Genomic DNA, 22,133 nt, shown 5'->3' with positions numbered 1-22,133 from the left:
CCGGGCTCGGTCGTGCGCGCCCGTCCCGTCGGCGTTCTGATGATGACCGACGACAAGGGCCCGGACGAGAAGATCCTCGCCGTGCCGCACAACAAGCTGACGTCATACTACGACAAGATCGCGACCTATCACGATCTGCCGCAAACCCTGATCGACAAGACCGCCCACTTCTTCGAGCACTACAAGGATCTCGAAAAAGGCAAGTGGACCCGGATCGAAGGCTGGTACGGCATCGAGAAAGCCCGCGAACTGATCGAAGCCGCCGTCAAGCGCGGCCAGGCAGAAGGCGCCTGATCGCAGCGGCGGGATGCAAATGTTTGAACGCCTGTTCGCACTTTGCCTGATCCTGCTGCTTTTTGCTTGCACCCAATTGCAAGACCGGCCGTCGGCGCTGCATGCACCGGCGGCCGATCTGTATGACGCCTCAGCGCCCGATCTCGGCCTCTCGCCCCTGCCCGGCGCGAAGACCATCACCGTATTTCGGCCCGGCCCCGGCACGGACCAGTTCAGCAATGGCGCCGTGCCCATCGCCTTCAAGGGCCGCGTCTTCGTCCAATGGCAAAGCTCGGCCCGCGATGAAGACGCCCCGGACACATGGGTTGCCTATTCAGTCAGCGACGACAATGGCGATCAATGGAGCGCGCCGCGTCCCCTGACCACACCGTCTGATGACGAGGAGATCCGCTCCAGCGGCGGCTGGTGGACCGATGGCGAAACGCTCGTCGCTTTCATCAATGTCTGGCCGGAAGGCTTCCACAAACGCACCGGCGGCTACACCGCCTATCGCCTCAGCCATGACGGCGAAACCTGGTCCGAGCCCCGCCCCGTGCTCGGCCCAGACGGAATGCCGGTGAATGGCGTGATCGAGCAGGATCCGCACCTGTATGACGGCCGCCTTCACACCGCCTTCCATGTGCGCCCCGGTATCCGGGCGCGCCCCTTCTACACCGACGACCCGCTCGGATTGACGGGATGGCAGGCTGGCGCGTTCGAGAACCTTCCCTCAGACCCGCCCATGAGCCGGGAGCTGGAACCCAGCCTGTTTCAACGCGGCGACTGTCTTGTCATGGTCTTCCGCGATCAGGCGTCGAGCTTTCGCCAGCTTGCATCGGAAAGCTGCGACCGCGGAGCAAGCTGGAGCCATCCGCAGCTGACTGCCATGCCTGACGCACGCACGAAGCAAAGCGCGGGCAATTTACCCGGTGGCACCGCCTTTCTCGTTCACGCGCCAAAAGGCGACAAACTGCGCATTCCCCTCGTCCTGTCGCTGTCAGAAGATGGCCACGTGTTCGACCGCGCCTTTCTCCTGCGCGGCGCCGATGACCTGCAGCCCCTGCGCACCGAGGGCCTCTACAAGCGGCCGGGCTATCATTATCCGAAAAGCAGGGTCGCAGGCGTCTTCCTCTTCATTGCCTACACCGCAAACAAGGAAGACGTCGAACTGACCCGAATTCCCCTTTCCGCGCTGGAGGCGCGCTGAATGGACCTGTCAGTCTGGCTCGCGCTGATGGCGCTGTTCTTCGCTGGCGGCCTGACCCCCGGCCCGGCCGTCATGATGGTGATGAGTGCATCCTTGCGCTATGGTGCGCCGACCGCGCTGGTCCCTGCCGCAGGTGTATCCGCCGCCAATCTTGTCTGGATTTCCCTCGCCGCAACCGGCATCGCGACCTTTGCGGCGCAGGCCCCGCTCGTGCTGATGGGCCTGAAGATTGCCGGCATCTGCTTCATTGCCTGGTTGGCCTGGACTATGGCCACCGCAGACCCGCACCGACCTCGCGCCCGCGCAGATCAGGCGCCTGCGAAGTCCAATTTGTTTGGTCGCGGCGTTGGCCTGCAATTGCTCAACCCGAATGCGCTCGTCTTCTTCGGACTGTTGCTGCCAAGCTATTTCGATCCGGACAAGCCGGTCGTCCAGCAAGCCTTGCTGATCATGCTGACCGTGACCATCACCGAAATGTTCGGCCTCGCCTTCTATGCCTGGCTTGCAGACGCCATGAACCGCCGGTTCCAGTCGCCCGTCTTCACGAAATGGTTCAATCGCCTGGCCGCGTCCGCCATGCTGGTATCGGCCCTGTTCGCGGCGCTTATGACCAGTGGAAACTGACCGCCACTCCGGGGCCAATCAGGGCTCGATCACCTCAAACCGGCTGGTTTTCGGGTTCCGCCAGTGCAGTTCGCCATGCTTGATCGCAAACCAGGCGCCATGCAGTTCCAACTCGCCCGCCTCGACCGCCCGCTTCACGAATGGAAACGACATCAGGTTTCCAAGAGACGTTTCGACACCTTCCAATTCGAGGGCAAATTGCGGATTGACCGATCCGCTTTCCACAACGCGCGCGCGGGCCGCTTCCAGCAAGCGTACCCAAGGCGTCACGAACTCGCCGATTTCCGGTGTACCTTCCCCGGCCAGAGAGGCCGCGACACCGCCGCATCCGCCATGTCCCATCACCACGATGTGCTCTATCTTCAACACGTTGACCGCATATTCGAGGGCGGCGCTCACGCCGTGCAGGCCGTCATCCGGCTGATAGGGCGGCACGAGATTGGCAACGTTACGGACGACGAACAATTGGCCCGGCGCGGCATTGAAAATGTCCGAAGGCTCGGCCCGGCTGTCGGCGCAGGCAATCAGCATGATGCGCGGATTCTGGCCTTCGCCCAGTTCCCGATACAATGCAGCCTGTTTTGAGTAGATTCCCTTCCGGAAGCTGCGATACCCTTGCAGCAGATCCTCGACCGTATTCATGCCAACAACTCCTGTTTCTCTGTAGCACTGACTAGTGCATATTGCAGTCGCGGCAAGCGGAAACGGGAGTTTGTTTACTACTTCACCCTTATGCTTGGCTGACAAAAGCTGTACCTAGTGCAGCGCAGCATTCAAGAAACTGGAGTTGTTCATGCCCACGCCCTCGGAGACCAGCAAGTCTTCCCGGAAGGGGCCGACGCGCAGTGAAGCGTCCAAGGCCGCCATTCTGGACGCAACACGCATAGAGATGGCGGAGAATGGCTGGCGCGGCTTCAGCGTAGATGGCGTCGCCAAACGTGCCAGTGCATCCAAACAGACCATCTACAAATGGTGGCCGTCAATCGGCGCGATGTGTGTCGATGCGGCTTTGGCCCTGATCCCCGACAGCCCGGATGGCGGGCGCGATCCGCAAGAACGGATTACCACGCTCATCGTGCCATTGGAGGCCGCCGCACGTACCGGAGCCGGGCACGCGGTTCTGCGGGTCGCCTTGACGGCCGCTGCTGACGACAAGGATGCAGGAGAATTGTGGCGCGCCTGGATGAACCGCGACATTCGTATGCCCATGCGCATGCTCCTCGCCGAATTGGCTGGAAAACGCGTGATTCGACGTGATTTCGATCTTGATGAAGCGATTGAAGAAATGCTGGGGCCTCTCTGGCACCGTATTCTGATCATGCGCGCACCTGTGCGGGAGGGCTTTTGTAGTGCCCAGTCCGCAAACTTCCTGAAAGTGTACGCCGCGAGCTGATTTCGCGTATGGCGTGAAATTTGCAGAGCTGCTCCTGAAGTTTTCGGGGGCATTGCATGTCTGTTACACGCATCAATTGGATCGATTACGCCAAGGGCGTTTGCATTATCGGGTTTGTCTTGGCGCAGTCTGTCTACGGGTATGTCGCCATGACGGGCCAGTCCAACTGGATGCACTTTGCCGCCGCCTGGGCAGCTCCCATCGTCCTGCCGACGCTGTTCCTCATGTCAGGCTTGTTCCTTCCCCGTACGCTATTCGGATCGAAATCGACGTTTTTCGATCGAAAAGTACTCCGATTCGTCTATTTCTATGTCGTTTGGCTGATCATCCAGACCGTCATCCTCTACGCACCGCACGTCACGTCAAACCCGCTTGTCATTGCGAGCGCAATGCTGAGCGGTCTGGCACATCCCACATCGGGGCTTTGGATCCTGCCCATGCTGGCCCTGTTTCATCTCGCCACATGGCTCGCACGCCGTAGCGCACCGACGAAAATCCTGCTTGTGGCCGCCCTGCTCCAGACGGCGCATGCGGCCGGCATGATCCAGACGGGTTGGCTCGTGATAGATGCCTTTGCGCAGTACTTCGTCTTCTTCTTCGCTGGCTATCACGGAGCAAACCTGTTCCGCCGGTTTGCAGCCCGCTTGTCCGAGGGCTTCTCGGATGTACCGGTCGCACTGATCATCTGGGCCGCCATCAACACGGTCCTGGTCGCGCAGGGTACGGCCACATTGCCCATCATCAGCCTGGTGCTCGGCTTTGCTGGCGCGTTTGCCCTGATCGCCCTGGCGACACGCTTGGCCAACACGCGGCATGGCGCCGCCATGCAATATATCGGGCGGGCGCAGTTCGTGATCTATCTGACCTATTTCCTGCCCATGACGGCCGCGCAAACCCTGCTGGTCCGGAGTGGCCTCCTGCCAGAGCCCGGCCTTACCAGCCTGGCGATTGGCCTGATCGCGATCGCCATGTCATTGGCGTTTCACCGGCTCGTGCGTCGGACCCCGCTCAAGGCGCTCTATCGTCGGCCGATGAGGTTCCGCCTCAAGGGCGCGGAACTCAGCCGGGGCGGCCAGCTGATCGGATCAGCCACCGACCGGGTCGAAGAAGCCTGATTGGAAAAGGTGCGCCTTATTTGGCGCGGTGCCACACCATCAACGGGTCAAACGCGCCGGTTTCGGCGGCCCGCTGCAATTGGCTGATCTGATCGATCACGGGATTGGCGGCCATCGGTTTGCGGGACTGGCCATAGAGCGCGTCATCCAGTCTGCAAATCTGCTCGAACAAGGCTTCCGACCGCGCAACCAGATCCAGGAACCGCGTAGGCAGGCCCAGACCTTGCTGCGCCGCCGCGTCCAGGGCCGGCTCTTCGCGGCGGATTCGGTACTTGCGAGCCGCAGCCTCGTCGCGACGCATTTCGCCATCGCGCACAGCTTTCTGCATCACCAGCCAACTCGCCGCCTGCATCAGGCGCGTCGTCAGTTCCATGCTCCAGGCCGAATAGGTGAGGCCAGCTTCACGGGGCAAGGTCGTCGCAGACTCGCGACCCGGACCGTCCAGATAGGAGGCCGTTTCTTCAACGAGTGCCATGCCGCGCGCAAAAACCGTGTCAAACAGCTTGCCGCCGGTAAACCCGTCCTGGATGTCGAGCTGATCGTCTGGTGACGTGTCTGCCGCCATGAATGATACCTCTATACGCGGGGGTGGAAATTTGGACTTTATCAATCCAGCCTTTCCACCCGCTTAATTGCCGCCCCCGAACAGGGCATCCGCCGCAGATTTCTGCGACTTCTTCTTCTCGATCTCCGCTTCGCAGGCTGCGATGCCTGCCTGGAGCACTTCTATACGTTCATGCAATTCCTGCACCGACATCTGCTCCAGCGTCTGTGGTGTGTTGACCAGAATTGGCTCTTCATCAGATGCGGCCATGGGGGTCACCCTTCAATTCGTGTTACAGCCCTTATCAAAGCAGAAACGCTGCCTAGATGCGACTCTGGAGTCAGAAGGGAAAACACAAGCGACATGGCAACAGAAATGATGAAAGCCGTCCTGGTTGAAGAGGGCGCGCCGCTCAAGCTCGGCGATTTTGAGAAACCGAACCTGAAGCCGGGTGAAGTGCTGGTCAAAGTGGCCGCTTCGGGTCTCAATCGGGCAGATCTGGTTCAGCGCCGCGGCGCCTATCCGCCGCCCCCCGGCGCCTCCCCCATCATGGGTCTGGAAATTTCCGGCACTGTTGTGGAAACGTCAGATGGCACCAGCCGATTCAAGACTGGCGACCGGGTTGCAGGCCTTCTCGCCGGAGGCGGCTATGCCGAGTTTGCGGCGGTCGACGAAGGCTCGCTTTTCCCCGTTCCAGACGGCATGGACATGGTAAATGCTGCCTGCTTCCCGGAAGCGCTGATGACGGTGTGGGCGAATGTATTCGACCGGGTTCACTTCCAGAAGGGTGAAGCATTCCTGTGTCATGGCGGAACCAGCGGGATCGGCGTCATGGCGCTGCAAATGACCAGGATCGCTGGCGCATCAAAAATCTACGCAACTGCCGGATCAGACGACAAATGCGCGCTCTCCAGAGAGCTCGGCGCAGATCGCGCGATCAATTACAAAACCGAAGATTTCGAGAATGTTGTCAAGGAAGAGGGCGGCGTCGACGTCACGCTCGACATGGTGGGCGGGGATTACATCCAGAAGAATATCTCGGTTTCCCGCCCGGATGGCCGGATCATTAATATCGCCTATATGAACGGCTTCACGGCAGAGGTGAATTTCGCGCCCGTCCTGATGAAACGCCTGACCCTTGCCGCCACGACCCTGCGGGCCCGGCCGGTCGAGGAGAAGCGCCGCATCCGCGATGCGGTCGAGCAGGATTTCTGGCCCCATGTCGTCTCCGGCAAAATCCGGCCAATCCTGGAACAGGCGTTCCCGGTGGCCGAAGCCGAAGCGGCTCAGGCCCTGATGGCCAGGGGCGGCCATTCCGGCAAGATTGTGCTGGTCTGGTGAAGCGCACGGCTTTCAATTTCCCAGACATGGCATTATAAGGCCAGCAAGGTTTAAGGCACGTCTGAAACCCGACCGCCCGGCACGATGTGTCGGGCGGCTGCATTTCTGGCGGCCATTTCATTCAGGGAGTTCCCCATGTCAGATATTCTGATGCCCAAGGCGACCGCCGTCTGGCTGCTCGACAATACCAGCCTCACCTTTACGCAAATCGCAGATTTTTGCGGCCTCCACTATCTGGAAGTCAAAGGCATCGCCGATGGCGACGTGGCCGAGAACATGCGCGGCGTTGACCCGATTGCGGGCGGCATGCTGTCGCGCGAAGAAATCCGCAAGGGCGAGGGCGATGAAGCCTACAAGCTGAAGAAGGCTGCCTCCAAGATCGCTCATATCCCACAGCCAAAGCGCAAGGGCAGCCGCTATACACCGGTCATCCGCCGTCAGGACAAGCCCGACGCCGTGGCATGGTTCATTCGCAACCACCCGGAAGTCTCTGACGCTCAAATTTCAAAGCTGATCGGCACAACCAAGTCGACCATCAACAATGTGCGGGACAAATCGCACTGGAACTCACCGAACATCCGTCCGGTCGATCCTGTGACGCTCGGCCTCTGTACACAGATCGAGCTTGATGAAGTGATCGCGAAATCGGCTGACAAGCGCCGCAAACTGGAAGCCGAGAAGGCCGAGAAGTTCGAAGGCCCGGGCCTTGCCCCGGCACAGGACGAAGCGAGCGCCTACGAACCCGAAGAAAAGCCTGCCGAGGACAATGGCGGCAACGTGTCAGCAGACGACATCTTCAAGAATTTCAGCTAGGCACGCCCTCGCAAACCCAAACCAAAAAGGCTGGCCACTGAGCCGGCCTTTTTTGTGGAGTGGGACGCCAGTCTCCTCTCCCCACTTCTCCGGCGCAGGCAGGGGTCCATCTCGGAACGCCTCCCCATGTGCATGAGGCAGCTTCAGGAGATGGATACCTGCCTGCGCAGGTATCTTCGGGGTGAGGGTTTGGTCTCCAATCCGTCTGAGAACTCCCTGCCCCATACTAAGCATCTGCCCTCACAGGAGCCGGATCAGGTACCGTTCTGGTTGTGGGGTCAGGGACAGGATGGTGCGGGTTGGGGCGACGGTCCGATGCGCGCCTAGGCAGGTCAGGCCAGGGTGAGCTTGCGAAAGCAGGTTGGGAAACCGCCTCGTCCGGTCGCACGGGAGAAATCCCCGGATGAGCCATGCGTGGGAAAGCACGATGGATCCGTTTGCGCGGCGCCGGTAACGAAGACCCGGGACCATGGGCCCCCATGAGGGTGCTCGCCGAAACTCCTGTCCGGCGCGGCGGGCGGTAACGCTCCATTCCGTAGCCATTCCAAATCATCCGGCGGAGCGCCACGGCGCCCGCCGCGCCTCGGCTTCGAGGGAGCACAAATCGCACTGCGATTTGCCCGAGAAGGCCCAAGCGCAAGCGCAGGGCTTGTGCTGGAACACGAGATACCCGGATGGCGCGCGCCAGTCCGGCTTTGGGTGCAGGGAACGAAATACATAGTTTCGTATCTTTAACGACGTTTTTATTTACATCATAAACGGGCGATGCGCTTCCTGCTCCTCATCCTCATCAGCCCCGCAATTGTCTGGCTTCTCAGCCCTGCTGCCGCGCAGCTGACAAGTGGAATCTCCGCGCCTGAAATCAGGGAGGGCGCGCATTCGGTCGGTTACCGGGCCGCTTATGACCCGGACAGGTCGGGACTCGCGCAGCGCATCCATGCTGAACGCGCGCTGACCGGGAGCGTCGCCGTGAGGGGCGTGATCCAGGCACGCAAGACAGAGGCCCGCGCGGTTGATGTCGACTATGTTCAGGGAGAGTTGCGCTGGCAAATCACCCCGGATGGGGCGCGGTGGGCATCCGGTCTTCGGCTGGACGCGCGCTTCCGGGATGGCGGTCGCCCGGGCCAGGTCGCGCTACACTGGCTGAATCAGGCGCAGTTGACCGACACAGTGCGGTCCCGGTTTTCGGTCATTGCAAGCATCCAGACCGGATCAGGTCGCGAATCTGGAACCTTCCTGCAAACACGGGGGGAACTCAGCCGGCGGCTGGAGGACGGAGTCGATATCGGCGCCGAAGTTTACAACACTTATGGCCCCGCGAACGATCTCTTGCCCGTGTCACAACAGGACCATCAGGCAGGCCCCTTTGCCTCACTTCCCCTGAAGGAGTCCCTGACTTTGCGGACCAGCGCCCTGGTTGGACTGACCGCCGAATCGACTGACGCAACATTTCGCGTTTTCCTGACCCAACGGTTTTAACCTCACAGAAGTCCCTCGCATCTGACGGATCATTACGGTAAACGTGATTTTAATGCAGACAAAGGACGGGTAAGTCCGCGATGGATCGCGAAACGAAATTGGCCGTCGCAGGTGCGGCTATCGCAAGACGGGAACAGAAGCGTCAAGAAAATGGCGGGTCTGGCGGCAAAACCGAGAAGGGGAATCTCATGCGCGCAATCTTCGGAATCTTCCCGCTGCTGGTTATCCCGGTAGCGCTCTACAATCTTCTGGCCATCGGTTTTGGCGGTTCAGTCGAAATGGCAAACGAATTCGGCGAGATCATTCGCGCGGATTCCGCGCCGATCCTGTCATTGTTGAACGACCGTTTTCTCGGTCTGCCGATGATTTCCGGCGTCGACTGGATCCTCACCAAAGGGGATGCGATCCTCTTGCTGGCCGTGGTCTTCCTGTTTCTGGAAATCCTGAAGTCGACCTCGACAGGCACGTCCACGATCATCAATCACGCAGTCTCGATGATCCTGTTCATCGTCTGCCTGATCCAGTTCCTGCTCTTGCCGAACTTTGCGACATCGACCTTCTTCATCCTGATGTCGATGACCTTGCTGGATGTTCTGGCAGGTGTTGTCGTCACGATCGTTTCTGCTCGCCGCGATTTTGGCGTCGGGGAAATGTAGACCGGTCCTGCCGGTTACAAAAAAGGGCCTGCCAGCCGGCGGGCCCTTTTTCGTTTGAGTTGGAGAGGAAGTCAGTCTTTTCCGTAAAGGTCTGACAATTGTTTCTGAATCGCGGCCATCTGGGCCTGCATGTTGGAAAGCGCCTCCGCCTGGTATTCCATCATCGGATTCATGGAGGGTGTGCCATTCCGGGACTGTGCATTCTTCAGCGTCGGCATGAAGAGTTTCATCGCCTCTTCGAACATCGACATGTTGCGCTTGGCCTGTTGCTCGAACATGCTCATGGGGTTGGCAGCCTTGCGCCACTCCTTCTGGGCTTCGGCAAAACTATTCATGGACATTTCCAGATACGAGGGCAGGAAAGTCTGGGCCCCGCCGCCATAAAAGCCGATCAACTGGCGCAAGAAGTTCAGTGGCAGCGCGCCTTCGCCCTTTGTCTCGTTCTCGAAAATGATCTGAGTCAGAACCTGACGGGTCAGGTCAGCCCCAGATTTTGCATCCCGCACCTCAAAGTCACGCCCTTCCCGGACGAGTTCAGAAAGGTGGTCAAGCGTCACGTAGGACGATGTCGACGTGTCGTAGAGACGACGGTTCGCGTACTTCTTGATAATGATCAGATCGTCTGATCCATTTCCCTTGGCCATGTCCTGCCCTCTGCTTCTCCGACTTGCGAAGCAATTATTGTGCTATGCAACAAGTCTGACACAAATTTGCCCTGCGACCAATGTGCTATTGCTATCGATGCAACAGAATGGCTAGCTGATTGCCGTCAAACAAAACGGGAGGAAACACGTTATGACTAGAGTTGCTCTGGTCACAGGAGGCACGCGCGGTATTGGGCGGGCAATCAGTGAAACACTAAAAAACAAGGGCTATAAGGTTGCGGCCAATTTCGCTGGCAACCAGCAGGCCGCCGACGAATGCGCCAAAGACCTCGGGATCAATTGCTACAAGTTCGACGTTGCAGATTATGATGCCGTTACGGAAGGTCTGGCGCAGATCGAAAAAGAGCTCGGTCCCGTTGACGTTGTGGTCAACAATGCCGGTGTCACCCGCGACGCACCGTTCCACAAGATGACGCGCGAGCAATGGCAGCAAGTGATCGATATCGATCTGACATCAGCGTTCAATGTAACGCGTCAGGTCTGGGAAGGCATGCGTGAGCGCGGCTGGGGCCGGGTCATCAACATCTCTTCCATCAATGGACAGAAAGGCCAGTTTGGTCAGGCGAACTATTCCGCCGCAAAGGCCGGCCTGATCGGCCTCAGCAAGGCACTGGCCCAGGAAGGCGCAAAGAAAGGCATCACCGTCAATACGGTCTGCCCAGGCTATATCGACACCGAGATGGTGCAGGCTGTTCCGGAAAAAGTCCTTGAGGGAATCATTGCGACGATCCCTGTCGGCCGCCTTGGCAAGGCCGAAGAGATCGCCTCAATGTGCGCCTATCTCGCCAGCGACGAAGCTGCCTTCATCACTGGCGCCACCATGACGGTGAACGGGGCGCAATACATCGCCACCTAGAGGCTCAATGTGATCTTGCCGAAATGCTGCTGGCTGGCTTGATGGGCAAAGGCGGCAGCAATTTCGGAAAGTGGGAAATCCTTGTCCAGCACGGGCTTGATGCCGTTGGCCTCGATGGCGGCAATCATGTCTTCCTGATGCCGGCGGGATCCGACCGTTATCCCCGACAGCGTGATGTTCAGAGAGAACAGAGCCGCTGTCGGGACTTCCCCGGACACACCCGTCAGCACACCGATAAGGGAAATATGACCCCCTGGACGCGACGCTGTTATGGACTGGGCCAATGTGCCTGGCCCGCCAATCTCGACAACCTCGTCCACGCCACGCCCTCCGGTCAGGGCTTTGGCTGCCTTTCCCCAGTCAGGCGTGTCCTTGTAATTGATCACATGATCTGCGCCCAGTTCTTTCACGCGCTGAAGCTTTTCATCAGAGGATGATGTGGAGATCACGCGGCACCCAGCCGCCTTGGCAAACTGGAGGGCGAAAATGGATACGCCGCCCGTGCCTTGGGTCAGCACCCAGTCACCCGGCTTGACCTTGGCCTCAACCATCAGGGCGCGCCATGCCGTCAAGGCCGCGCAGGGAAGCGTTGCCGCCTCTTGATAAGAGTATCCCTCAGGCATGCGCGTGAAGGATGTCTCTGGCGCGGCAACGAGTTCAGCGCCGAAGCCGTCAGCGCCATCTCCCGGAACACTGGCGAACCCAGCCGCTTCGATTTCGCCGGCCTGCCAGTTGGGGAAGAACAGCGACACAACCTTGTCACCTGGCTTGAATTTGGTGACACCCTCGCCAACTGCGACGACCTCACCCGCTCCATCCGACATGGGAATTCGTCCGTCATCTGTAGGGATGCCGCCCATGACCACCACGAAGTCGTGATAGTTCAGGCTGCTCGCATAAATACGAACGAGTATTTCCCCGACGGCCGGCTTGGGATCCGCGCGGTCTTCTATGATCAGATTTCCCGGCCCGCCGGGCTTCTTGACGGCAGCAACTTTCATGGTGGTCTCCTCCTGAGTTTCCGACAGGGGAGCTATGGCTCCGCTAGGGAAGTCAAGCGACAGGCGAAAACTAGGTGGTGCTCAATTGCAACCGCGCTTCCCTCAGCGCCTTTCTTCTCACTTTTCCCGCATCATCCCGTACGGGTTCAGGCACAAACTCGAAGCTCTTTGGAATCTTATAGCGCACCAGATGGTCGGCAAGATGTGCAAGCATCGCGTCGTCGTCCACTGAGCCTTCGGGACGGTCGATGATCGCATGCAGCCGGGCGCCCATATCGTCATCCGGCAGGCCAATTACCGCAGATGACCTGACCCCCGGATAGGCATCAATCGCCGCTTCCACTTCGGCGGGGTAGATGTTCGCGCCGCCAGACAGGATCATGTCGGAAAGCCTGTCCGTCAGGTAGAGATATCCCTCTTCATCCATCCACCCGAGATCGCCCAGACTTTCCCAGCCGCCTTCGATGGATTTGGCTTCCGCGCCGATGTAGCGATATGTCGTGCCCTGGCCCGTCAGGGGCCTGAGGAAGACTTCCCCGACGTCGCCGGATGGAAGCGTCTCGCCCGCCTCCCCGACAATCTTGATTTCGCATGCCTCAACAGGCCGGCCTACAGAGCCTTTGTGCGTCAGCCATTCATCCCCGCGGATCATGGTCGTTCCCTGCCCTTCGGTGCCGGCATAAAGCTCCCAGATCACTTCCGCGCCGAGCCACTCAATGAAGCATTCCTTCAGCCAGGCCGGGCAGGGTGCGGCCAGATGCCAGAGCGTCTGCAAGCTCGACAGATCGTAACCTGTCCGTACATCTTCAGGCAGCGCCCAGATGCGGCGCATCATAGTCGGCACCATATAGACGATATTGATCTTCAGGCGTTCCAAAGTCGCGAGAGTCTGCTCGGCATCGAAGCGCGTCGTGATGGCCACGGTACAGCCGCGAAACAGCGCAATCATGGCCCAGACGAACGGTCCGTTATGATAAAGCGGCCCCGGCACCAGCATGGCACCCTGTTGCGGAATTTCCAGATATGGCAGATCAGTATCCCAGGCCGCCGGTTGAGCAGAGACGATCAGCTTTGGCCGTCCGGTAGACCCCCCACTTGTCATCGCTTTCAGGGAAGCCGCTGTCAGCTCCGGTAGGGGCTCTGCGGACAAATGTTCTCCAGGTACAAATCCCTGAGGTACAGAGACTATCTGTTCAAATGCGCCGGTTTCGGCTCCAACGACCAGCGACGGCTTGCCCAGATCAGTAATCTGGTCCCGTTCGGATTTCGGCAATTTGGCAGATATGGGTTGAGGTGTGGCCCCCAACTTCCAGACGGCAAAGCATGCTTCGAAGAATTCTATGCCATTCGGCAGTGCGATGGTAACGAAATCATCTGGTTGTACGCCTAGCTCGGAATAGGCCCGAGCGAGGCGGTTGGTACGCTCTTCAAACTCACCCCAGGTGATGGCCCGTCCTTCATGATCGATTGCAACCCGATCAGCCTGTCTTGCTGCCCAGTATGAAATGATGCGCGACATGGATTGGACTGGCATAGTGTTTCCTCGCTACGTTTTTATATATTGGCTCGCCTGAGCAATCGCTGAAACCCCTCCCAGAATTCCTGTCGGCGGGTATCAGTCTCCATCAGGATTTCATGCATGGCACCTTCAATAACCCCATGTTCGCAATCAGGCAGCCGCGCGCAAATCTTTTCGTGTGCGGCATTGTCGACCAATTGCTCTTCCTCGGCAGATGCAACAAAGACGGGAATGGCGACCTGTTTGAGAGCCTTCGGTTTACTGAACGTATCAACAATGCTGAGTGAAGCACCAAGCCAGCCCCATGTCACCGGGCCCAGCTCCAAATCAGGCTGCGCATCAATTAGCGCGCGCTGCATTTGCCAACGCTGCTTGTCATGCGTGACGATATTTGTCTCAAACGTCTCCGGCGGACCGGGTTGGATGGCATAGTCCCCCGCGCGCCCCGTCGCGCGCATGGCCCAAACGAGATAGCGCATCCCGAAGAAGCGAGACTTCAGGCCCCACATTGGCGCACAAAATGCCGCAGCGTCCACTTTTACGAGACCTTGCGAGATGGCGGCCAATGCGATGGCGCCTCCCATGGAATGTGCGAGAGATACATGCGGACGTGGCAGGCGGTCCTGGAGTTGGTCCAACCCATTGGCCAGCGCGCCCATAAAGGTCTCGAACCGATCAATATGGCCCTTCTTTGTATCATCCAGAAGGCGTTCCGAAAGGCCCTGCCCAGGCCAATCAAGAATTACGACGGCAAACCCCATGGTCTGCAGCTCTCGTCCGACCTCAAAGTATTTCTCGATGAACTCCGTCCGGCCCGGACACACTATCGCAGTGCCACGCGGACCAGACTTCGAAAGCGCAGGGGCCACGCAGGCGCGAAGATTGCGGCCTTCGCTCCCCTTGAACCAGAGTATTTCCGCCCCGTCGGGAGGCGGGTTGCCCGGGATCAGCACAAAGGAGCTGTCCAGTGTGTGGGGACGCGTCGTCATATCGGACCTTCAAAAGAAAGAAGCCGCCCAAGGTTTCCCCGGACGGCTTCAGAGATCAAGTTCGATTCAGCGAAATTAGCTGAACTTCTTCATCAGGTTCTGCAGCTGCATGGCAACAGACATGTCACCTTCAACCTTCAGCTTGCCCTGCATGAATGCCATTGTCGGGTCCATGGCGCCTTCGGAAATCTTCTTGAAGTCGTCCCAATCGACCTTGATGGTCGCGTCGGCATCGGAATCGGAATTGTCAGCCTTGCCAGCAACGCCGTCGATGAAGAGCTTGCCTGCATCACCGAAGTCAAATTTCACCTTCTTGGTGAAGTCACCACCGGCTTCGACGGCCGAATCTGCTTTCGCTGTGAGTTCTGCGAGATCCATTGAATTCCTCCTTGAATGGACTTTGGCCGATAAAGCCGTTCCTTCTATAAGAATGCAAGCCCGCAACGGCCAGATTACCTTGATTTAGTTCAGTTGCGTGGCGGCATCCTCAAATCGCTCAGGTTTTTAAAACGTGTTGACCTCGCGTAGCGGAAGCGTGGAAATTGGACGCCATGAGCTGGCAGAAATCGATCGAAGAATTGCGTCGCCGAGAGCGACTGGCGGAAAAAATGGGCGGCGAGGAGCCCGTGTCCCGGCAGAGGGGCCGTGGAAAGCTGACGGTTCGCGAGCGCGTCGCCTTCCTGGCGGACCCCGGCAGCTTCCATGAAATCGGCAAGATCGCAGGCAAGGCAACCTATGGCGCCGACGACGAATTGGACGATTTCCTGCCCTCGAACTCAGTTATGGGCCGGGCCACCTTGAACAGCAGATCGACAGTGATTCTGGCAGACGATTTCACTGTTCGGGGCGGCGCAGCCGATGCTTCGATCTGGCAGAAAATGGTTCAGGCCATCAAGATGGCGGCCGAGTACCGCCTTCCGCTCGTTCAGATGATTGACGGCACCGGGGGCGGCGGTTCGGTCAAGATGCTGGAGAAGGACCCGCGCACCTATATTCCAGAGACACCTGGTTGGAACGAGATTACCCACGGCCTGACACAAGTGCCCTTCGTATCATTGGCCCTTGGCCCTTGCGCAGGAATGGGCGCGGGGCGAGTAGCCGCCAGCCATTTCTCTGTTATGGTCAAGGAATTGAGTCAGGTTTTCGTGGCGGGTCCGCCTGTCGCCATCGCGCTTGGTGAAGATGTCACCAAGGAAGAACTGGGCGGCTGGAAAATTCAGGGCCAGAATGGCACAGTCGACAATGTCGTGGATACCGAAGCGGACGCGTTCGAAACAGCCCGCCGTTTCCTGTCTTACCTGCCATCATCGGTGCACGAACTGCCGGAACGAGTCGTGGCTGGTGATTCGCCAGAGCGTCGGGAGGAGAGCCTACTCTCTATTGTGCCAACAGACGGGAAGACGCCGTACAAGCCGCGGAAAATTGTCGAGGCAAGTGTTGATACGGGCAGCTTTTTCGAGATCGGTCATGACTGGGGTCGGGGTATCGTCTGCGGGTTTGCCCGTCTGGATGGGTATCCTGTCGGGATCTTGGCCGGTGACCCCTTCTTCCTCGACGGCGCATGGACTGCGGATGTCTGCGACAAGGTCACTCGCCACATGGATCTCTGCTCGCAATTCCATTTGCCTGTTGTCCACTTCGTGGACTGTCCCGGCTTTGCCGTTGGCGTGAAAGCCGAAACGGCGGGTGTGACCCGTGCGGGCGTGCGCGCCATGACGGCGATCTATCAGGCCGATGTGCCGGTCTGTTCTGTCGTGATCCGCAAAGCCTATGGCCTGGCTGGATCCGCCATGATGAATCAGAGCCGGACCAAATGGCGCTATTGCTGGCCGAGTGGGGACTGGGGCAGCCTGCCCATGGCCGGCGGCATCGAGGCCGCCTTCCGCAAGGAACTGGCCGAGGCCGAGGATCCGGAGGCCCTGAAGGCCCAGCTCTACAAGAAATTCGATGCGATCCGGTCTCCCTTCAGGACAGCAGAATCCTTCTATGCCGAGGAAATCATCGACCCGCGGGACACCCGTCCCCTCCTCGTGGATTTCATCCACCACGCCTGGCGCACACTGGAGCCGGGCGAACGGAGAACAGGTTTCCGGCCCTGATCATCCGCCCGAATTCCAACGTGATCTTGCCATTTTGTAGGTTTCATGTGGAAGTCATAGTGGATGTGGAGGGAACAGATGAACATCAAAATTCCAGCAATTGCGACCGCTGCCGTCTTGCTCGCGGCATGTGGCGGTCCTGGCAACGAGTCGGCTGAGCGCGCGATGATGAACGCCCCCCCGGCCCCATCTCCGATGATGGAGCAGGACGTGGCACTGGACGGGTCGTTTTCTAAATCGGGCGGTGACAGCGGGCCGACCGAGGAGGCCGCGCAACAATATATCGCCTATTCGCACTCACTCGGATTGCGGCTGCCAGTGAAGTCCATCGAGCCAGTCATGCAGGGCCATGTTGCCGCCTGTAACCAAGCTGGCCCCTCGGTGTGTATCGTGACGAATTCCTGGTTCAACACCTATTCGGATGATGAAGCCTCCGCATCGCTCCAGCTTCGGGCAACGCCGGATTGGATTGAGACATTCCTGGAAGGCGTCGACGCCGAAGCCGAGCAAGCCAATGGCGACGTTACCAATCGCCAGACGACGGCCGAGGACCTTACCGTTTCGATCATCGACACCGATGCACGCCTGAACGCTCAGCAAACCCTTCAAAAGCGTTTGGAGGAGTTGCTCGCCAACCGGGACGGCGAACTGGGAGACCTATTGGCCACGGAGCGGGAACTTGCCCGGGTCAACGGTGAGATCGACTCGCTGAAATCATCGCTCAAGACTTTGATGCTCCGGGTTCAGATGAGCCAATTGAGCGTGAACTACGAGACCAAGCGCAATCCGGTCTCACAAGGCGCACTCTCGCCGATCGGAAGTGCGTTCGGAGATTTCTTCTATAACCTCTCCAGTGCGCTGGCCGCCGTGATCACCGCCTTTGCGATCGGCCTGCCATGGCTGATCTTGATCGGAGCCTTCCTCTGGATCTGGCTGAAGCTGATCTGGCCACGCATCCGTCGCAAGAAACCCCAATAATGTGAATGACCCCCGGAGCGATCCGGGGGCCATTCATCATCAGGCTTTCTCAGCCACATTTGCCTTCTTGCCCTTGGGCTTGGCATCACCAAGCAACAGGTGGGCTATCTCTTTCGGCACAATCATCAACATCTCGCTGGTGGACGTTTCCCAATTCTCGAGAATGTCTTTCGCACGAAGGGACTTGGTGCGCTTGAAGTGCTCCTCGATCAGCGCCCGGGCTTCTGCAATGTGCTCTGCCTGCATATCTGAGAGGGGATACCAATCAATCGAATCCGGGTTCGCCACCCGTTCGAACTGGCTTTCCGGATCCCAGATATAGGCCGTACCGCCGGTCATGCCCGCGCCAAAATTGTCACCGACCGGGCCGAGAATGACAGCCCGCCCGCCTGTCATGTACTCACAGCCATTCGCGCCGCACCCTTCAATCACCGTCACAGCGCCGGAGTTACGAACCGCGAAGCGCACGCCCGCCGTACCCGCCGCGAACAACTTGCCCGCGGTTGCGCCGTACAAACACGTATTGCCGATGATAGCGTCACCCGCCCGATGACGCTCTTTCGGCCGTGGCGATACGACAATCGAAGCGCCCGACAGGCCTTTACCTACATAATCATTGGCATCGCCGATGACTTCCAGCAGAAGACCCTGCACCGAGAACGCACCTAGCGATTGCCCTGCGGACCCTTCCAGCCGGATATGCAGGCGGCCCTCTGGCAGTGCCTGCATGCCGAACTTGCGCGTGATCGCAGAACTCGACCGTGCACCGATCGCGCGCATCGTGTTACGCACACCATATTCCAACTGCATCTTCTCGCCGCGCTCGAAGAACGGCTCGGCATCACGTAGAATCTGGGCGTCTAGGGTATCTGGAACCTCTTCACGGCGGTCAGGCTGGTAAATGACCGGATTTTCGGTATCGACTTGGACTAACAGCGGGTTCAGGTCGAGATCATCGAGATGTGTTGACCCTCGGCTTACCTGAGCGAGCAGGTCCGTACGGCCGATGGCTTCGTCAAGCGATTTGAGGCCGAGCGAGGCGAGAATTTCCCGAACGTCCTCGGCAATGAAACTCATCAGGTTCACGACCTTTTCCGGCGATCCGGTAAAGTGTGCACGTAGTGCCTCGTCCTGAACACAGACGCCCACAGGGCAGGTGTTCGAGTGGCATTGGCGCACCATGATACAGCCCATAGCCACGAGTGAAGCTGTGCCAATGCCATATTCTTCCGCACCCAGCATGGCTGCAATGACAATATCGCGCCCCGTACGAAGCCCACCATCTGTGCGAAGGGTGACCTTGTTGCGCAGATTGTTCAACGACAGGATCTGGTGCGCTTCGGCAAGGCCGAGTTCCCACGGCAGACCCGCATACTTGATGGAGGTCTGTGGACTTGCACCGGTGCCACCGACACCGCCTGCAATCAGTATGACGTCTGCCTTCGCCTTCGCCACGCCAGCGGCAACCGTTCCGACCCCGGACTGGGCAACAAGCTTCACGCAAACCCGTGCCTCCGGATTAATCTGCTTCAAGTCATAGATCAGCTGGGCAAGATCTTCGATCGAGTAGATGTCATGGTGTGGCGGAGGTGAGATCAGCATCACACCCGGCGTTGCATGGCGCAGCTTGGCAATGAATTCTGTCACCTTGAAGCCGGGCAACTGACCGCCCTCGCCGGGCTTTGCACCCTGAGCGATCTTGATCTCAATCTCTCGACACTGGTTCAGATATTCCGCAGTCACACCAAAGCGGCCAGAAGCCACCTGCTTGACGGCAGAGTTCATATTGTCCCCATTCGGCAGCGGACGAAACCGGGCGCGATCTTCGCCGCCTTCGCCCGATACCGATTTTGCACCGATCCGGTTCATGGCCACGTTCAGCGTGCCATGAGCTTCAGGGCTCAACGCGCCGAGCGACATGCCGGGCGTAATGAAGCGCTTACGGATCTCATTGATCGACTGAACGACGGATACTGGAACGGGGTCCCCAGCCGGCTTGAAATCGAGCAAGTCACGCAATTGTATCGGATCGCGCGAATGCACTGCTTCGACATATTTGCGATAGATAGAGTAATCGCCGCGATCACAAGCCGCTTGCAATGTGTGGATCAGATTACCGTCAAGCGCATGTGGTTCTTCGGACGCTCTCAAGCGGTAGAACCCGCCTACCGGCAGAGATACAACATCCTCGTCGAAGGCGGCCTCATGGCGAACAAGCGAGTTTTCTTCGAGGCCAGCGAGACCAAGACCAGAAATGCGGCTGTTCATGCCGGGGAAATAATCCGCGACAAGCGCACGCGAGAGTCCCAGCGCTTCGAAATTGTACCCACCCCGATAGGAAGAAATTACAGAAATTCCCATCTTTGAGATGATCTTCAACAAGCCGGCTTCGACCGCTTTTTTGAAATTCAACACGCACTCATTGAGCGGCATCTCTCCGAAAAGCCCTCGGGCTTGCCGGTCCGCAATGATGTCTTGCGCCAGGTACGCATTCACGCACGTCGCACCGACACCGATGAGTACGGCAAAATAGTGCGTGTCGAGGCATTCGGCCGACCGAACGGTGATGGAACAGAACGTACGCAAACCTTGCGCCACAAGGTGCGAGTGAACCGCACCAGTGGCCAGGATCATCGGAATCGCAATCTTGTCCGCAGACTGATACTGATCGGTCAGAATTATGTGCTCGCGGCCTTCGCGTACTGCATCTTCCGCCTCCTGACGGATTCTACTCAGAGCGTTCTTGAGCGCAACTCCATCACCTGCCGCATCTGCTTCATTGAACGTACAGTCAATCTCTGCAGTGCCAACACCCAGGCGATCGATCAGGCGGTCATACATCCCATTGGTCAGGACCGGGCTTTCCAGCACGAATACTTCCTGCTGGGACTTGTCGGTATCGAGAACGTTTCCAAGGTTTTTGAACCGAGTCTTGAGACTCATTACGCGCTCTTCACGCAACGGGTCGACCGGCGGGTTTGTGACCTGACTGAAATTCTGGCGGAAGAAGTGGCTCATTGGGCGGTACGAGAAAGACAAGACGGCCGTCGCAGTGTCGTCGCCCATCGATCCAATGGCCTCCTTGCCACCTTCGGCCATCGGAGAAAGGATCAATTCGAGTGTCTCAAGTGTATAACCCGCGGCTGTCTGACGACGCTGCAGATCTTCCTTGTTGAACATGAGAGGCTCAGGCCCCGGGCCGATTTCCGGCTCCAGTTCGGTCACGGCCTGCAACCACTCTTCATATGGCGCCTTGCCGGCGAGCAGGTCAATTAGCTCGCGATGCTCATAAAACTTTCCGGTCTTCAAATCAGCCGCGATCATGCCGCCAGCCTGGATCAGGCCGCGCTTGGTGACTTCATGATCGCCCAGCGGGCACATACCCGCCTCAGACCCAACCGCAAGAATACCGTCTGCCGTCAGAGCATAACGAAGCGGCCGCAAACCGTTTCGGTCAAGCCCAGCTACGGCCCAACGGCCATCATAGGCCGCGATTCCGGCCGGTCCGTCCCAAGGCTCCATCACGGAGTTGCAATAGTCGTAGAGCGCCTGGTGAGCAGTCGGCATGACCGAATCACGCTTTGACCAGGCTTCCGGGATCAACATGGCCTTGGCCATTGGTGCCGAACGGCCTGACTTGCAAAGAATCTCGAACACAGAATCAAGGGCGCCAGAGTCGGACGTACCATCCGGGATCACCGGCTTTACATCATCAACATGCTCGCCAAAGGCTTCGGATACCATGCGGATTTCGTGGCTCTTCATCCAGTTCTTGTTGCCACGCACCGTATTGATCTCGCCATTGTGCGCGATCATTCGGAAAGGCTGAGCCAGCGACCATTGCGGGAACGTGTTGGTCGAATACCGCTGGTGATATATTGCGAATGCAGAGACGAAACGCTCGTCCTTCAGGTCTAGATAGAAATTGTCGATGTCCTGCGCCAGGAACATGCCCTTGTAGATCAGGGATGAATGGCTGAGTGAACATACATAGAAGGATGGAATCGCGGCCTCACGTGCACGACGCTCGATCCGTCGGCGGCAGATATAGAGCGCACGTTCAAGCTCTTCCGGGCTGCGCCCTATACCATCGCGGAACATGATCTGCTCAATCGCCGGACGTGTATCCTTGGCCTTCTGGCCTATCACGGTCACATCCACGGGGGGCTGGCGCCAGCCATAGATGTAGAACCCGAAATGCAGAACCTCGGTTTCAACCAATGTCCGCGCAGCTTCCTGAGCCGCAAAATCCGTGCGTGGCAGGAATATCTGACCCACACAGATGGGGTCGTCCGTCGGATTGTGGCCTGTGCGAGTGACATGCTCACGGAAGAAATCCTGTGGCACTTCCACGCGAATACCCGCGCCATCTCCGGTCTTGCCATCCGCATCGACAGCGCCTCGGTGCCAGACATTCTTCAATGCCTCGATCCCCATCTCCACGATTTCGCGACGCGGCTTGCCATCGAGTGCTGCGACAAGGCCAACACCACAAGCATCATGCTCATATTCGGGGTCATAGGCGTGGCCGTCCATCAGCTTCTGACGGTTGGCCTCATACTGTTTTACATATTCTGACAT

At 58.6% G+C, this 22,133-nt stretch carries 21 protein-coding genes; 12 read left to right on the top strand and 9 right to left on the bottom strand.

Annotation, left to right across the window (positions count from 1 at the left end):
• The 3 genes from B2P82_RS03610 to B2P82_RS03600 all read left to right on the top strand — a co-directional run.
• Positions 1-294: inorganic diphosphatase (locus B2P82_RS03610; protein WP_290495193.1), on the top strand; the 294-nt coding region annotated here is incomplete at its 5' end.
• A gap of 19 nt (positions 295-313) precedes the next feature.
• Positions 314-1,480, top strand: coding sequence for a sialidase family protein (locus tag B2P82_RS03605; RefSeq protein WP_290495191.1), 1,167 nt, complete (start codon positions 314-316; stop codon positions 1,478-1,480).
• A complete protein-coding gene (locus B2P82_RS03600) occupies positions 1,481-2,104 on the top strand; it encodes a LysE family translocator (protein WP_290483749.1) in 624 nt (207 codons plus the stop codon).
• A gap of 18 nt (positions 2,105-2,122) precedes the next feature.
• Here the strand turns inward: B2P82_RS03600 and B2P82_RS03595 are convergent, their stop codons facing one another.
• Positions 2,123-2,746, bottom strand: coding sequence for a carbonic anhydrase (locus B2P82_RS03595; RefSeq protein WP_034817223.1), 624 nt, complete (start codon positions 2,744-2,746; stop codon positions 2,123-2,125).
• Between the two features lie 151 nt (positions 2,747-2,897).
• Here B2P82_RS03595 and B2P82_RS03590 point away from each other — a divergent pair, with 151 nt between their 5' ends.
• Together B2P82_RS03590 and B2P82_RS03585 are read left to right on the top strand one after the other, a co-directional pair.
• Positions 2,898-3,497, top strand: coding sequence for a TetR/AcrR family transcriptional regulator (locus B2P82_RS03590; RefSeq protein WP_290480313.1), 600 nt, complete (start codon positions 2,898-2,900; stop codon positions 3,495-3,497).
• Between the two features lie 56 nt (positions 3,498-3,553).
• Positions 3,554-4,612: an acyltransferase family protein gene (locus B2P82_RS03585; protein ID WP_290495189.1), complete on the top strand. Its 1,059-nt coding sequence runs from the start codon at positions 3,554-3,556 to the stop codon at positions 4,610-4,612.
• Positions 4,613-4,628: 16 nt separating this feature from the next.
• Here the strand turns inward: B2P82_RS03585 and B2P82_RS03580 are convergent, their stop codons facing one another.
• Both B2P82_RS03580 and B2P82_RS03575 read right to left on the bottom strand, forming a co-directional pair.
• Positions 4,629-5,177, bottom strand: coding sequence for a DUF1465 family protein (locus B2P82_RS03580; protein ID WP_290495187.1), 549 nt, complete (start codon positions 5,175-5,177; stop codon positions 4,629-4,631).
• Between the two features lie 63 nt (positions 5,178-5,240).
• Entirely contained in the window at positions 5,241-5,426 is a 186-nt protein-coding gene (locus B2P82_RS03575; protein WP_034817216.1) for a DUF1192 domain-containing protein, read from the bottom strand.
• Positions 5,427-5,519: 93 nt separating this feature from the next.
• Between B2P82_RS03575 and B2P82_RS03570 the strand changes: the two genes are divergently transcribed.
• The 4 genes from B2P82_RS03570 to B2P82_RS03555 all read left to right on the top strand — a co-directional run bounded on the left by B2P82_RS03570 (position 5,520) and on the right by B2P82_RS03555 (position 9,445).
• Positions 5,520-6,497 (top strand): NAD(P)H-quinone oxidoreductase, encoded by a 978-nt coding sequence (locus tag B2P82_RS03570; RefSeq protein ID WP_290495185.1) that lies wholly within the window; start codon positions 5,520-5,522, stop codon positions 6,495-6,497.
• A 135-nt stretch (positions 6,498-6,632) separates the two neighbouring features.
• Positions 6,633-7,310: a DUF1013 domain-containing protein gene (locus B2P82_RS03565; RefSeq protein ID WP_206991779.1), complete on the top strand. Its 678-nt coding sequence runs from the start codon at positions 6,633-6,635 to the stop codon at positions 7,308-7,310.
• A gap of 765 nt (positions 7,311-8,075) precedes the next feature.
• Positions 8,076-8,789 carry a hypothetical protein gene (locus B2P82_RS03560; RefSeq protein WP_290495183.1) on the top strand — a complete coding sequence of 238 codons (714 nt, stop codon included), beginning with the start codon at positions 8,076-8,078 and terminating at the stop codon, positions 8,787-8,789.
• 188 nt (positions 8,790-8,977) lie between these two features.
• Positions 8,978-9,445 (top strand): hypothetical protein, encoded by a 468-nt coding sequence (locus B2P82_RS03555; RefSeq protein WP_034813016.1) that lies wholly within the window; start codon positions 8,978-8,980, stop codon positions 9,443-9,445.
• 71 nt (positions 9,446-9,516) lie between these two features.
• Here B2P82_RS03555 and phaR read toward each other — a convergent pair whose 3' ends face one another.
• Positions 9,517-10,089 (bottom strand): polyhydroxyalkanoate synthesis repressor PhaR, encoded by a 573-nt coding sequence (gene phaR, locus B2P82_RS03550; RefSeq protein ID WP_206991777.1) that lies wholly within the window; start codon positions 10,087-10,089, stop codon positions 9,517-9,519.
• 151 nt (positions 10,090-10,240) lie between these two features.
• Here phaR and phbB point away from each other — a divergent pair, with 151 nt between their 5' ends.
• Entirely contained in the window at positions 10,241-10,966 is a 726-nt protein-coding gene (gene phbB, locus B2P82_RS03545) for an acetoacetyl-CoA reductase (RefSeq protein WP_290495182.1), read from the top strand.
• Here the strand turns inward: phbB and B2P82_RS03540 are convergent.
• The 4 genes from B2P82_RS03540 to B2P82_RS03525 all read right to left on the bottom strand — a co-directional run bounded on the left by B2P82_RS03540 (position 10,963) and on the right by B2P82_RS03525 (position 14,853).
• Positions 10,963-11,967, bottom strand: a complete 1,005-nt coding sequence (locus B2P82_RS03540; RefSeq protein ID WP_206991776.1) for a zinc-dependent alcohol dehydrogenase family protein — start codon at positions 11,965-11,967, stop codon at positions 10,963-10,965. The two genes, phbB and B2P82_RS03540, sit on opposite strands and share 4 nt — an antisense overlap.
• A 70-nt stretch (positions 11,968-12,037) precedes the next feature.
• The gene (locus B2P82_RS03535; protein WP_290495181.1) at positions 12,038-13,501 is read right to left on the bottom strand and encodes an AMP-binding protein; all 1,464 of its coding nucleotides are present in this window, start codon (positions 13,499-13,501) and stop codon (positions 12,038-12,040) included.
• A 20-nt stretch (positions 13,502-13,521) separates the two neighbouring features.
• Entirely contained in the window at positions 13,522-14,475 is a 954-nt protein-coding gene (locus B2P82_RS03530; RefSeq protein WP_290480307.1) for an alpha/beta fold hydrolase, read from the bottom strand.
• Positions 14,476-14,550: 75 nt separating this feature from the next.
• Complete coding sequence (locus tag B2P82_RS03525) at positions 14,551-14,853, bottom strand: SCP2 sterol-binding domain-containing protein (protein ID WP_034812976.1); 303 nt, start codon at positions 14,851-14,853, stop codon at positions 14,551-14,553.
• A gap of 173 nt (positions 14,854-15,026) precedes the next feature.
• On the opposite strand from B2P82_RS03525, the gene B2P82_RS03520 reads away from it, so the two are divergent.
• A complete protein-coding gene (locus B2P82_RS03520; protein WP_290495180.1) occupies positions 15,027-16,574 on the top strand; it encodes an acyl-CoA carboxylase subunit beta in 1,548 nt (515 codons plus the stop codon).
• A gap of 78 nt (positions 16,575-16,652) precedes the next feature.
• Complete coding sequence (locus tag B2P82_RS03515; RefSeq protein WP_290495178.1) at positions 16,653-17,552, top strand: DUF4349 domain-containing protein; 900 nt, start codon at positions 16,653-16,655, stop codon at positions 17,550-17,552.
• A 39-nt stretch (positions 17,553-17,591) separates the two neighbouring features.
• Here B2P82_RS03515 and gltB read toward each other — a convergent pair whose 3' ends face one another.
• On the bottom strand, positions 17,592-22,133 hold the full coding sequence (gltB, locus tag B2P82_RS03510) for a glutamate synthase large subunit (RefSeq protein ID WP_290495176.1): 4,542 nt from the start codon (positions 22,131-22,133) through the stop codon (positions 17,592-17,594).

It is taken from the genome of Hyphomonas sp. UBA4494, assembly GCF_002388935.1.
GTDB lineage: Bacteria > Pseudomonadota > Alphaproteobacteria > Caulobacterales > Hyphomonadaceae > Hyphomonas.
The sequence above is the reverse complement of the archived record's forward strand: the minus strand, read 5'-3'. Positions and strand labels throughout refer to the sequence as shown.

Bases quoted from the DNA above. Each gene is read 5' to 3' on its own strand.
- B2P82_RS03540 (WP_206991776.1), bottom strand. From the start codon at position 11,967: ATGAAAGTTGCTGCCGTCAAGAAGCCCGGCGGGCCGGGAAATCTGATC.
- B2P82_RS03515 (WP_290495178.1), top strand. From the start codon at position 16,653: ATGAACATCAAAATTCCAGCAATTGCGACCGCTGCCGTCTTGCTCGCG.
- phbB (WP_290495182.1), top strand. From the start codon at position 10,241: ATGACTAGAGTTGCTCTGGTCACAGGAGGCACGCGCGGTATTGGGCGG.
- B2P82_RS03600 (WP_290483749.1), top strand. From the start codon at position 1,481: ATGGACCTGTCAGTCTGGCTCGCGCTGATGGCGCTGTTCTTCGCTGGC.
- B2P82_RS03605 (WP_290495191.1), top strand. From the start codon at position 314: ATGTTTGAACGCCTGTTCGCACTTTGCCTGATCCTGCTGCTTTTTGCT.
- B2P82_RS03575 (WP_034817216.1), bottom strand. From the start codon at position 5,426: ATGGCCGCATCTGATGAAGAGCCAATTCTGGTCAACACACCACAGACG.
- B2P82_RS03570 (WP_290495185.1), top strand. From the start codon at position 5,520: ATGGCAACAGAAATGATGAAAGCCGTCCTGGTTGAAGAGGGCGCGCCG.
- B2P82_RS03525 (WP_034812976.1), bottom strand. From the start codon at position 14,853: ATGGATCTCGCAGAACTCACAGCGAAAGCAGATTCGGCCGTCGAAGCC.
- gltB (WP_290495176.1), bottom strand. From the start codon at position 22,133: ATGTCAGAATATGTAAAACAGTATGAGGCCAACCGTCAGAAGCTGATG.
- B2P82_RS03580 (WP_290495187.1), bottom strand. From the start codon at position 5,177: ATGGCGGCAGACACGTCACCAGACGATCAGCTCGACATCCAGGACGGG.
- B2P82_RS03530 (WP_290480307.1), bottom strand. From the start codon at position 14,475: ATGACGACGCGTCCCCACACACTGGACAGCTCCTTTGTGCTGATCCCG.
- B2P82_RS03560 (WP_290495183.1), top strand. From the start codon at position 8,076: ATGCGCTTCCTGCTCCTCATCCTCATCAGCCCCGCAATTGTCTGGCTT.
- B2P82_RS03595 (WP_034817223.1), bottom strand. From the start codon at position 2,746: ATGAATACGGTCGAGGATCTGCTGCAAGGGTATCGCAGCTTCCGGAAG.
- phaR (WP_206991777.1), bottom strand. From the start codon at position 10,089: ATGGCCAAGGGAAATGGATCAGACGATCTGATCATTATCAAGAAGTAC.
- B2P82_RS03555 (WP_034813016.1), top strand. From the start codon at position 8,978: ATGCGCGCAATCTTCGGAATCTTCCCGCTGCTGGTTATCCCGGTAGCG.
- B2P82_RS03520 (WP_290495180.1), top strand. From the start codon at position 15,027: ATGAGCTGGCAGAAATCGATCGAAGAATTGCGTCGCCGAGAGCGACTG.
- B2P82_RS03565 (WP_206991779.1), top strand. From the start codon at position 6,633: ATGTCAGATATTCTGATGCCCAAGGCGACCGCCGTCTGGCTGCTCGAC.
- B2P82_RS03585 (WP_290495189.1), top strand. From the start codon at position 3,554: ATGTCTGTTACACGCATCAATTGGATCGATTACGCCAAGGGCGTTTGC.
- B2P82_RS03590 (WP_290480313.1), top strand. From the start codon at position 2,898: ATGCCCACGCCCTCGGAGACCAGCAAGTCTTCCCGGAAGGGGCCGACG.
- B2P82_RS03535 (WP_290495181.1), bottom strand. From the start codon at position 13,501: ATGCCAGTCCAATCCATGTCGCGCATCATTTCATACTGGGCAGCAAGA.